This is a genomic window from Bacillus sp. KICET-1 (assembly GCF_027721405.1).
In the GTDB taxonomy this organism is placed as follows: domain Bacteria; phylum Bacillota; class Bacilli; order Bacillales; family Bacillaceae; genus Bacillus; species Bacillus velezensis.
This window is the reverse complement of record NZ_CP113515.1, coordinates 2,545,935-2,558,050: the sequence shown is the minus strand read 5'-3', so window position 1 is coordinate 2,558,050 and position 12,116 is coordinate 2,545,935. Positions and strand designations below refer to the sequence as shown.

The following is a 12,116-nucleotide window of genomic DNA, read 5'->3' as shown; positions in this document are numbered from 1 at the left end:
TATCCTCCTAAGAAAATTAAATTTGCTCCGTCATTTTGACAGGCAATCAGATAGTCACAAATTCATGAGGGTTCATTCCCTCGATCGGAATCGGCTTGGTCAGCTTCATCAGCCCCATGCGGGAGATCGGCTGCGTCAGCAGAGTTTCCAGCGCCTGCATCCCTTCCGCCCGGCTGATCAGCCCGAGACCGATTGCACTCAGTCTGTCAAACTCTTCAGAAATGTGATTGTCAGCCCGCTCCCAATACCCCCAGTTCATCACTTTGACCGGGCATGACAGCCGTCCGGAAAGCTCATGGGCAAATGCGTCTTTAAATGCGCACCCCGCCGCATAATGACTTTGATTCGGATTCTTAATATATGAAATAACCGAAGAGAAAAAGAGAATAAAGTCCAAAGACTCTTTCGCAAATACTTCGGCAATGTTGACGGAAATATCCACTTTCGCCGCAAGGCCGGCGTGAAACTGTGATTCTTCCATATCTTTTACGCTTTCATTCGCAAATACCATCGCTGAATGAACGACGCCGCTGATGGTGCCGTATGTGTTTTTAATCTGTTCATAGGCGCGCTGAAGCGATGGAAGATCAGAAGCATCTGCGGCTATATATTCGGGAGCCGGGCCTGATGGCCGGTACCGGTCTATTTTTTGGCGTATCCGGCTGTCCAGCGGCCGCCTCCCGATCCAGACGACTCGGGCTTTATACGTCGTCACTATATAATCTGTCCAAACCTCGCCGATGCCACCCGCACCGCCGATGATGACATATACGCCTCCATAGCGGTAAGGAACACTTTCAGACGGCCCGCTTTGGACCGGAAGCAATTGAGGCCGGTACCATTCCTGATGTCTGCGCACCCATGCTTTACCCGTACGGTCGCGGGGCAGGCTGAATATGTCTTCTGCGGGGAAATCCCCCCCGTCTTCAAGATCGGCCAGACGGATGTGCCAGCTCGGATGCTCTTTAGCGAGAGACCCGACGAAACCGTGCACACCGGAATGAGCGGGACGCACCTCATCATATTGGGTGATAGGCTGTGCTTGGTGCGTAATCACCGTCATCCCGAGCTGCTCTTTTCCATATCCGAGACCGATAAGAGCTTTGGCCGCTCTGAAAATTTGCAGCACCCCGCTTTTTTGATCATGGCTGTCAGAATCAGCCGGCTGAGGGGCAAACCAGATCATATGCTGAATCTCACCGAGACGGCGGAGCCGATCAGATATCACTTCAACGGAAGCACTTTGGCCGATATCAAATCGCACAGCTTTAGGAAACAATCGTAAAACCGCGTCCGCCTGCCCATCTGTACCGCCTATGATGACAGCTTTTGCTTCAGAAATGGGGAAGCCGGTTTGGTTGTCTATCGGTTCCGCGTCCCATACCTGCATCAGTTTGACGGCTCCGGTAAGGTTACCCGGCAGATCGTATTGCTTATTATCGGTTACGGCCGGCGCACTTTCGGCCATCCGGGCAGAAAATCCTTTTATCCTTACACACACATTGCCGCGTTCATCACATATATCAATGTCCATTCTTCGCACGGCCGGTGTTTCATGCGTCACAAACACGGCCGCCCACATGTTTGGACTGCACGGATGAAAAACGGTCAGTTCATGCAATTCAAAAGGCATTAACGGCTGCTCCGGATAACCCGCTTGATCTTCATTCATAACGCCGATGGCCGCCTGAAAAGCGGAATCAATCAGACTCGGATGGAGCACAAACTGTTCGGCTTCATCAGAAACGGAAGCAGGGAGCACCAATTTAGCCAAGGCTTCTTTTTCCCCGCAATAAATGTGATCAATTCCTTGATGTGAAGGTCCGTATACAATTTCCGCCTTTGCAAACGCCGCATAGCAGTCTTCTTTTGACAGCACTTTTTTGCGGCAGCGCGCTTTCAGCTGTTCAATATGCAAAAACGGCGCCTCAGACAGCGGCTCAATCACAGCACTGCCTTCACAATAAATGTCTGAATCATTTTCATTGCTGTACACTTGAAATGAAACATTGCCGTTATCCTCCAAGGAAAGCCCTGTCGTCATACCCAGCGGCTCTTTTTTATGAACGGCCTGGCGTATCCAGCTGATATACCGCAGCGAAATGCCGGTTTTAGCCGTGTATTCAGCGGCTAACGGCGCGGCAGCCAGTTCAGCCGCGGCTCTCGCCATTTCAAGATAAGCCGCCCCGGGGAGAACACGCTTGTTTCGGACGATATGATCGGCTAAGAAGAATTCATCTCCGTTCAGTATCGTACTGAATTTTTGTTCTAACAAATCTGATGTATTGCGGTGAAGCAGCGGGTGAAGCCTGCTTTCTGTCTTTACGGAAGTGACGGGATGATCGGGCTCCGGTATCCAATATCGTTCCTTTGCAAAAGGGTACGTCGGCAGACTCATCCTGCGCGGTTTCTCCTCCTGATACAGCCGCGTCCAGTCTATCTCAAACCCTTTTGACCACAGCTCCGCAAGTTTTTTGTAAGTGCCGCTGTCCGTCCATTTTCGGATCAGCTCCTCCGTATCCTGATCATCATTCAGGAAACCCCTGATTTCCGTTCCGCTATCAGACCGCCCTTGAAAGCTGCCGTCAATCTGCCGTTTTCGTTCTGTAAATTCAGTTAATTTCCTGATCAGGTCCGCTTGATCGTTCACTAAAAAAACAAGCCGTTCTTCCATTGCCAGCCGTCCCGTTTGCAGCGTATACGCCAGTGACCGCAGGGAAAAAGATTCATCAGGCTGCTTATCTAAACCGGACTGGCCGAAAAGACCGAAAAGAATATCCTTATGTTTCTCATCGTTTGTAAGACATTCTGCTAAAGTCCGGACGGAAGTATGCTGTATGAGATCAGTCATGTCTATTGCCAGCCCGTATTGATCCGTCATCAGCTCAGAAAACTGTGTCAGCTGCATGACATCCAAGCCGAATTCCTTCCAATCCTGTTCACCATCTACCGAGCCGGCCTCTACATGCAGAACATCCGCCAGAACACTGCGCAACGCATTCTCCAGCTGATTTTGCATTGTAACTCTTTTGTCATGAAGCGGCCCGCTTCCTTCAAGCGCTTTATCTTTGAGAAACATCAGCAGCCGGGCAGCGTATTCCTTCAGCCGCTCCGGATTTTTCGCTGATAGAGGCACGATATACGGTCTCTCTTGATTCTCCGTAATGCCGGGGTTTTTGGGCCTGTACTCTTCTAAAATGAGATGAACGTTTGAACCCGTCGCCCCGAATGAACTGATGCCTGCGCGTCTCGGACAGGAATGTTCACGGCCGTTCTCTGTATACACCGGCTTTTTCCATGACTCGGTTTTTTGCTGCACGTAAAATGGCGAGTCCTCTAAACGGAGATACGGATTAATCGTCTCTGAGTGCAAAGAAGGGACAAGCGTTTTGTGAAACAGCTGCAAAACCGTTTTATGAAGCCCGCTGATCCCGGCGGCTGATTCCGCATGTCCGATATTCGATTTAACGGAACCGATCGCACAAAATTGCCGATCCTCCGTAAACGTGCGGTAAGCTTTAACAAGACCTTGTATTTCAATCGGATCTCCTAAAGAAGTTCCGGTTCCATGCGCTTCCACATAAGAAATCGTCCGGGGATCAATCCCCGTCTTTTCAAGACATTCGGCTATCATATCCCCCTGCGCCACGGGGCTCGGCACGGTAATCCCGCTGACGGTTCCCACGTGATTGACGGCGCTGCCTTTTATCACCGCATAAATATGATCCTTATCTTCTTCGGCTTTGTGGAGCGGCTTCAGCAGCACGGCCCCGATGCCGTCAGCTGAGACATAGCCTGTGCCGCCTTCGCCGAACGTGCGGCACAGCCCGTCACTCGAATGCATATCCATTAAGCCGTATGTGATATATTTTGTCGGGTGCAATGATAAATTGACGCCTCCGGCAAGAGCTGCTTCACATTCACCGCGTCTCAGACTTTCCGCCGCCATATGGACGGCCGTCAAAGATGACGAACACACCGTGTCAACCGCCATGCTCGGCCCGTGAAAATTGCAAAAATATGAAACACGGTTTGCGATCGGCGCATAGTTCAAGGGATAAGGAAAGACCAGCCCTTTCGCCGCAGCTTCAGCGCCGGCGAGAGAATAATCCATATGCATCACCCCGGCAAACACACCGACGTTCATTCTCTTATTCGGCCCTTTCGGCTGAACGATTGTTTCCGGGGTGTAGCCCGCATCCTCAATCGTTTCCCAGCATGTTTCCAAAAACAATCGTTCTTGCGGATCTTTAGCTTCTGCCTCCCGCGGAGAAATCCGGAAAAATTTCGCATCAAAACAATCCGGATCGTCTATAAAACCGCCCCATTTGGAAATCGGCTTGCCGGACGGCGATCGCAAATGCTCATATTTCCTCGTATCCCAGCGGGAACGAGGCACTTCCGTTACGCTGTTTTCTCCATTTTTTAAATTTGTCCAAAATTCACGAAGATTTTTGGCGCCGGGGTACCGTCCCGCCATCCCGACGATCGCAATATCTCCATTCTGCGTTCCGGCTGATGCCGACTTTTTCACGCGGATTTGGGTCGTCCTCTTTTTTTCCCGGGGCAAAGGCTCAGCACTTGAATGTCCGCTTTGAGCATGGCCGAAACCGGCTCCGTAATGTTCGCACAAATATCCCGCCAATTCCGCGATTGTCGTGTATTCAAATAACAGCGTCGGCAGTAGCTGCGTTCCGATTTTTTGTTCAATTTCCTTCACCATGTCCAACAGCCCCGGAGAATCCAGCCCCATTTCATAGTAGCCGATATCCGGGTCAATCTCTTTCACAGGTTTGTTCAATCGGGCGGCAAGCAATTCTTTTAAATAAAGGATGCACTGTTCAGTAAGGCCGGCGGAAGCCTCCGCACGGCGGGGCTCAGAAGGCGCCGGTTCCGCTTGCGGAGCCGGGACGGCATTCCGCCCGTCAGGTTCTTTCTTTTGCCGTTTCTGATTGATCAGTTCCGGGTCCCTCACCAGTTTATTGGCGAAGTTTTTCAGTTCGCCGACTTTTCTGCCTTCCTCATTGAAAAACTCCATTGTCACGTAAACGAGATCTTTCTTACGGGTGACGGATTCTTTTTTTATCTTGGTGATACATGTTGTCTGCAGCAATTCGGCGCAATAAAACGATTCATAAAACAGCGGCAGAAATAATTGCCCCTCCTTCCTCGTCAAAGGAGCGAGGTATACATTGGAGCCGATGCTGCTCGCATCTATCAATGCGGGATGAAACATCGCCTCTTCTGCATGTTCAAGCTGATCCTTTTGCACCGACAGATCAATATAAATCTCTTTTTCAGTTTGGTAGACGCTTCCGCAGCCTTTCATCATTCCTGAATGAACCAGTTCTTGATCCCTGCATTCCGTGTAAATGTCCTCAAGCGGTATTTCTGCCGCCGTTTGTTTTACGGCATCCATCCGGACGCTCTCTTGGAAGCCGGCGGGCTTGACGGAATGCATTTGCGCCGCGGCATATACCTTTGTCTCTGCTGCTTCGTCACCTTGTTTTTGCCCTTTCACCTCTACCTTCCACTGCTCTTCGCCGTTCTCTGTACAGTCAACGGAAAGCAGGATTGATTCTCCCTGTTCAGGAGCTAAAGGGTGAAAAATCGATAAGTGCCTGAGTTCAAGGCCGGCATGAAAAAAACCGTTTTCTCTGAAAGTCTGATAGATCAGGTCAATATAAGCCAGACCCGGCAGCAGTTCCTTTCCATAGGCTTTATGATGTTTCAGAACGGGATGCTGATTGTTAATAAGAAGCTGCTCTTGCATATGAACTTCCTCCATATCGACGTTCAATTTTCAGCGCAATCAGTAAGTCTTCATTTGTTTCCAAAACGTATTCGGACGGGACTTATGTGCGTTTTCATGCAGGCTTTCAGCTTTGTCCGGACGAATGGGCCGGCGTTTTAATTCCTGTCTCGGCAAAGGCTTTCTGACCGGGGTATACGCCTCTTGCTCCCAGGCTTCCACTATGACATGGGCATTCGTCCCTCCGTCAGCGAAGCTGCTGACGGCGGCAATCCGCGGTGAATCCGTCCATTCACGCAGCGCGTGCGAAAAATAAAACGGCGAGGCGGACAGATCGTAATGCGTCATCGGCTCTTTGCCGGAAAGGAAAGGCACACGTTTTCGGCGCGAGAGCATAAGCACTGTTTTAATGAAACCGGCAATCCCTTCAGCACATAACGGGTGTCCGATATTCGGCTTCATCGACCCCAATTCGCAAGGCGCGCTGTTTTGCATACGGTATACCGCTTCAATCGCCCTCAGCTCCAAAAGATCCGTTACTTCAGAGCCAGAACCGTTTGCTTCAATGTAGCTGATATCCTCCGCTTTTCTGCCGCTTTTGGCAAGCGCCTTGGCCATCACTTCTTTCTGCGCCTGTATATTCGGTGTGGCAGGCCCCGCGGTTCTGCCGTCATTGTTTACGGAAATGCCTTTAATGACCGCATGAATCCGGTCCCCGTCTTTTACAGCCTGGGCCGCTGTTTTTAAATACACCATTCCGACGCCTTCTCCCAATACGATGCCGCCGGTGCGGCGGTCAAAAATATGAAACGCAGGCTCTTCACTTAACAAATTGCGGAGTTCGAACATCCGGTGGGTTTGACCGGATTCCAGCAGACTGACTCCCCCGACCACCGCTGAGTCGATTTCACCGCAAGAAAGCGCCTGTATCGCCATATTCATACCGACAAGCGCTGAAGAACAGGCCGTATCCAAAACAAGACTCGGCCCCTTCAAATCAAAGAACTGAGAAAGATTGGCCGCTAAGTAATTCGGGCCGGCGGCGACTATCGGATTTTTTGCATGCTTCAGACGGTTTTCGTCAGGCATACTGCCCCCGCGTCCTCCTAAATAGACACCGGCTGACCTGCCTTTCATTTCTTGTAACGAGTAACCGCTGTCTCTGAACAGATGAAGCGCCTCTTCTAATAAAAGAAAGGACTGGATATCCATTGCCTTGATGTCTTCTTCGGGAATAAGGAAAAACTCCGGGTCAAAATGCGTTACATTTTTTAAAAGGCCCGCATAATCCGCCTTCTCCGTTTTCCAGCGCTCTTTCGGCACCCTTTGAATGGCTGACGTTCCTTCAGACAGCAGCTTCCAATAAGCTTCAATTGATTCAGCTCCCGGAAAACGGCAGGACATTCCGACAACAGCGATATCTTGCGCCGCTGCACCGCCAGAAGGCTGAATGACAGCGGCTGCCGTTTGTTTGGGAACGTCCGGGATTACAGGCTGAACCGGTTTTGAAACGGCAGCTTTGATTTCCGGATATGCTGTTTCAAGCCATCCGGCCAGCGCAGCAACCGTAGGGTATTCATACAGCACCGCCGGGTCAAGGTCAGCTTTGATCCTCTTTCCGATCGCTCTGGACACTTGGGCAAGCATGATGGAATCGGCTCCGTAATCTTGAAACGGTGTATCAGATTCAAATCTTGACGGCTCCAGTCTTAATTCCCGGCAGCAAATGCCCGTCAGCCACTCCTCAACGCTTTCTGTATCGGCCTGTTCCTGCTTCTTTGTTTCGGTAAGGCCGGATGAAAGCAGCAGACGGCCAGGCTCCCATTTTTCCGGGTGAATGACGGCCGGCATAATAACAGACCCGCAATCGCCTGCCATAATGGCATCAAACAGGCTCAGCCCTTCTCTGTCAGTGATGCTCTTTAAACCGCTTTTCAGATAGGCCCGGCTTTTTGATTCGCCCATACCCGTTTCTTTCCAGCTCGGCCATTGGATGCTCAGCACCGGAAAACCTTTTGCGGCCGCAAAATAATCCATATAGGCGTTAGCCATGGCATAATCGCTTTGTCCCGCTCCTAATTCCGGCATCACGCCGGACACTGAAGAAAACAGCGCAAAAAACCGGAGAGGCTCCTTGTGCAGCGCTTGATACAAAAGGTCCAGTCCGTCTGTTTTAGGCTCAAGCACGGTCATCATCTGTTCTCTTGTTTTGCGGATAAAGGCCGGATGATCGAGATCTACGGCTCCCGCCGCGTGTATCACGCCTCCTATCGGCCCCATCTTCTCTTTCACCCGGCTGACGGCCTGCTCATATTCAGGGCCGGAAGATACAGACAGCACTTCCGTTCGGACACCTTTTTGTTCGAGCTCTCTGATTCTTCTCACTTTATCGGAAAACGGGGAATTCCGTTTGACATGATCATCCCACTCCGCTTTCGGAGGCATTGTTTCTTTTCCGGTAAGCACGAGTTTCGTGACTCCATAACGTTCGGCAAAATGCCGGGCGAATAAATATCCGAGTCCCCGGGTCCCTCCGGTGATCCAAAGCACATGGTCTTTCGGAAATGAAAATTCTTTTTCTGCTAAGCTGTTTGTTTCCTTTAACCGCGCGTGATAGCGCACACCGTTTTGGTAACACACTTCGATGTCTTCAGAATCGCGAAAAAACTCCTCTGCGATCTGGTTTGCCAGCTCAGGATCTTCGGCAGTCCGTTCTGCATCCATATGCCGCGAGCGAATATCCTTATACTCACTTTGGAGCATCCGGTACAATCCGGCCTTTTTTGCACCTGAGAGATTTATCGTTTCATTTGCAAAAGGCTCAAGCCCCTTTGTCACACAAAGCAGCTGAAGCTTTCGGCCGCGGTTTCTGTTGTCAATGAGAGACTGCAGACGATGAATCCAGCTGTCATCATGATTGATTTCCGTCCCGCATCCCGTCACATCAATCAGACCGCCAAACCGGGCCGCGTCCCCGGATATTTCCGGTGACGCAGCGTCAATGATTTCAGACTCGGGGAAATAACGGGACAGCTCAACGGCCAAATTGCCTGTCTGGTGATCGGCGGCTATTCCGATGACGCCCGGCACTTCCTTAACCGGAACACTGCTGCTTTCTGCCCAGCTTTTCTGTAAAAAGCGGGTTTCACGCAATGTTTCAGAATGTGTTTCAGCACCGCGAACATTGTCCGGGGCTGCATCGTCCGGCCAATACCGATCCTTTATAAATGGATAACCGGGAAGGCTGATGCGGTTCGGCAGGCTGCCGTTATAAAGCTCTGACCAATCAATCTTCAGCCCTTTTACCCAAAGTTCCAGAAGCTTCGCGAATTTTTTTCGTTTCATCCATTTACGGACGGCGTCCTGCATATCTTCATCCTTAAAAACGGCTAGAATGTCTTTATACTGTTTGCTTTTCCCTCTGAAGCAGCCGTCTGTCCCGCCGTCAATAAAACGCTGCAGTTTTTCCGCTAACTGCTCTGTCGACGTCACAATAAATGCCGCACGTTCTTCCATCGCTTCTCTTCCGGTTTGAAGGGTGTAAGCCGCATCCCGGAGGCTGCGGTCTGTGACGTCATTTTTTCTGATCGCTTGAAGAAGCTGCTGCGCCCGCTGCTTCAGGCTGGCCTCCTGTTTGGCGGATAATAAAATGACTGCGGGATCTTCATCTGTGAATGGCTCAGAAATCTCCCTATCAGGTTCAATATATTCTTCTATCAATATGTGGGCATTTGCCCCGCCCGCGCCAAAAGAAGAGATTCCCGCGATTCTCGGAATCTCCTTTTGCGCTCCGTTTTCCTCAATGACCGGCCGCTTCCAGTCTGCCAATTCACGCTGCACCACAAACGGCGTCCGGTCAAATGCAATATTCGGATTCAATTTTCGGCAATGTAATGAGGGGGCAAGCTTTCGTTTTTGAAACTGGAGCAGCAGTTTCGTTACACCGGCAATGCCTGCCGCCGCTTCCAAATGCCCGATATTGGATTTAACTGAGCTGATGGCGCAAAAGCCTTTATCTGACGTTTTCGTTTGAAATGCGCGGGTCAAACCGTCAATTTCGATCGGATCTCCGAGTTCAGTGCCCGTGCCGTGGGCTTCGATACAGCTGATCATCCGCGGATGTATTCCTGATTTTTCAAGCGCGCCGGAAATCACGTCAGCCTGGGCGCTCGGACTCGGCACTGTATACCCGTTTGTTCTGCCGCCGTGATTGATATGAGTGCCGCGAATCACCCCGTAAATACGGTCCTTATCAGCTATCGCTTTTGACAGCGGCTTTAACAGCACGGCCCCGACGCCTTCCCCGGGAACAAATCCGTCCCCGCCTTCACCGAAACTTTTACACGTTCCGTCTTTTGAAAGCATTCGATAGGCGCTGAGCTCCGCATAAGCCGAAGGATGCGTATACACATTCACACCGCCGGCAATCGCCATGTCACATTCGCCGCGAAGGATGTTTTCACACGCTTCATGAATTGCAGTCAGCGAAGACGAGCACATCGTGTCGACCGGCATGCTCGGCCCTTTCAGATTAAGAAAATAGGAAACTCTGTTGGCCGCTGAACTGAACGACGTTTTCGGCTGCAGGGTGCCGCCGTTTTTCCAGTACATTCCGTACCCGTTTTTCGTAATGCCCGCAAAAACGCCGACCCGGCCGTTATACAGATTCTCAAGCTGTTCCTTCGTATAACCGGCATCCTCCATCACCTGCCAGCACATTTCAATAAAGAGACGCTCCTGCGGGTCCATATTCAAAGCATCACGGGGTGAAATTTGAAAAAACAGCGGATCAAAGAAAGCGGCATCTTTCAGAAACCCGCCCCGCTTACTGTAACTTTTCCCTTCTTTCACGGCCGCTTCGGGATCAGGGTTGTAGTACTTGTCCTTTTCCCAGCGCTCTTCGGGAATTTCCGTCACACAGTCTTTTCCGGCTGCTAAGTTATCCCAGTACGCTTCAAGTGTTTCAGCTTGCGGATAACGTCCGCTGACTCCGATAATCGCAATCCTTTCTTTTGTCTGGTTCTCATTGGAAAAAGAAGGCCGTTTCTTTCGCTTGATAAACGACGGAAGCACCGGAAAATCTTCATTTGCCAAAACCTGTTCTGATACGCCTGAACGGTGCTCATCATCATTTGTCCATTTTCGGCATTCTTTTGGATAATCCGTGACAAAGTGAGCTGCCAGGGAGCCCAGTGTCTTATATTCGTAAAAAACCGTTTTGGAAAGGTCACCGAAAAGCAGAGACAATTCGCGATTCAATTTCGTCACAGTGACTGAGTCGATTCCGTAGGTTTCCAGCGGCTCTTCAGTATCTATGTTGGAAACAGTAATTTTTGTAGTCAGGGCAAAAAGCGTTTTGAGCTGAAGAAGCGTTTGTTCATACAAACGTTCACTGCGGTGTTCGGCATTGGTTTTTCCGGGAGCGCCCGTCTTGATGACAGGCTGCAGCTTCAACCCCGACAGGGAAGCCCATATTTTTCCTTCTTCGTCACATAAATCAATATAAAAGCTCCCCGCCTTCTCTTGTATCTCGGCCCATACCTTGTCAGGACAAGATTCATAAAACAAAAGCTCGTCCAATGAAACCGGGGCGAGCGTTTTATATTCTTTGCCGCCAAGCAGCGCGCATGCCTCTGTCACACTTTGCATCACACAGGGAGGGAGGCCGAATCGGGCGGATTCTTTTTGGTTTGTCAACGGAATTGAAATGTCTGCCAGCATCCGTCCTGCTGAGGCGTAAATACGCTCAATTCCTTTCATGTGCTCACTGTATTGAACGGTATCGTTCTGAGTGATGGCTTCAATTTGCTGCTTATCCATCAGGGAACCGCTGTTTTCCTTCAAGCGGCTGATATCCAGCATGCCGGGCACAGCATCAACTGGCTGAATCGTCCCTTGGCTGTACACATCATAATGACTGGAATCAGCAGAAAATGCATTATAAATCTCAAACCTTTTGGCTTCACCCTCTGCGGGTATCAGCCTGATCTCGATATGGAACGGCTCAGCCTCAGTCAAAATGGGCTTTGACCACACGATATGCGTCAGCCGGACAGCCGCAGTCTCCTTTACTGTCAAAACAGCCGCAGCTCTCGCCATTTCCAAAAGAAGTTCTCCGGGCATAAGCTTTTTATGCTGTAAAGAAACATCAGCGAGAAAAAATTCCCGGCCGCTGAAAGCTGCCGAGAATCCCTGTCCCGTTTCATCGAAAATATGCTGCTGAGCAAGCGGATGAAGGGAATCCGCTTGGCGAAGTCCCATCCGCATATCATAATCGCGCAAAATGCCGATCGCATCCTGTTTTGTCATTTTTTTATTTTTGACGTCAGAAAAAACCCGGTGCAGAAACTCTTTCATATGGTTT

The 12,116-nt window shown here is 50.4% G+C and carries 2 protein-coding genes; both read right to left on the bottom strand.

The annotated features are described in order from the left end of the window. Positions 1–46 precede the first annotated feature (46 nt). Positions 47–5,773, bottom strand: a complete 5,727-nt coding sequence (locus tag OVA33_RS13175; RefSeq protein WP_128974101.1) for a type I polyketide synthase — start codon at positions 5,771–5,773, stop codon at positions 47–49. A gap of 39 nt (positions 5,774–5,812) precedes the next feature. Beyond that, on the bottom strand, positions 5,813–12,109 hold the full coding sequence (locus tag OVA33_RS13170; RefSeq protein WP_128974102.1) for a type I polyketide synthase: 6,297 nt from the start codon (positions 12,107–12,109) through the stop codon (positions 5,813–5,815). Positions 12,110–12,116 lie beyond the last annotated feature (7 nt).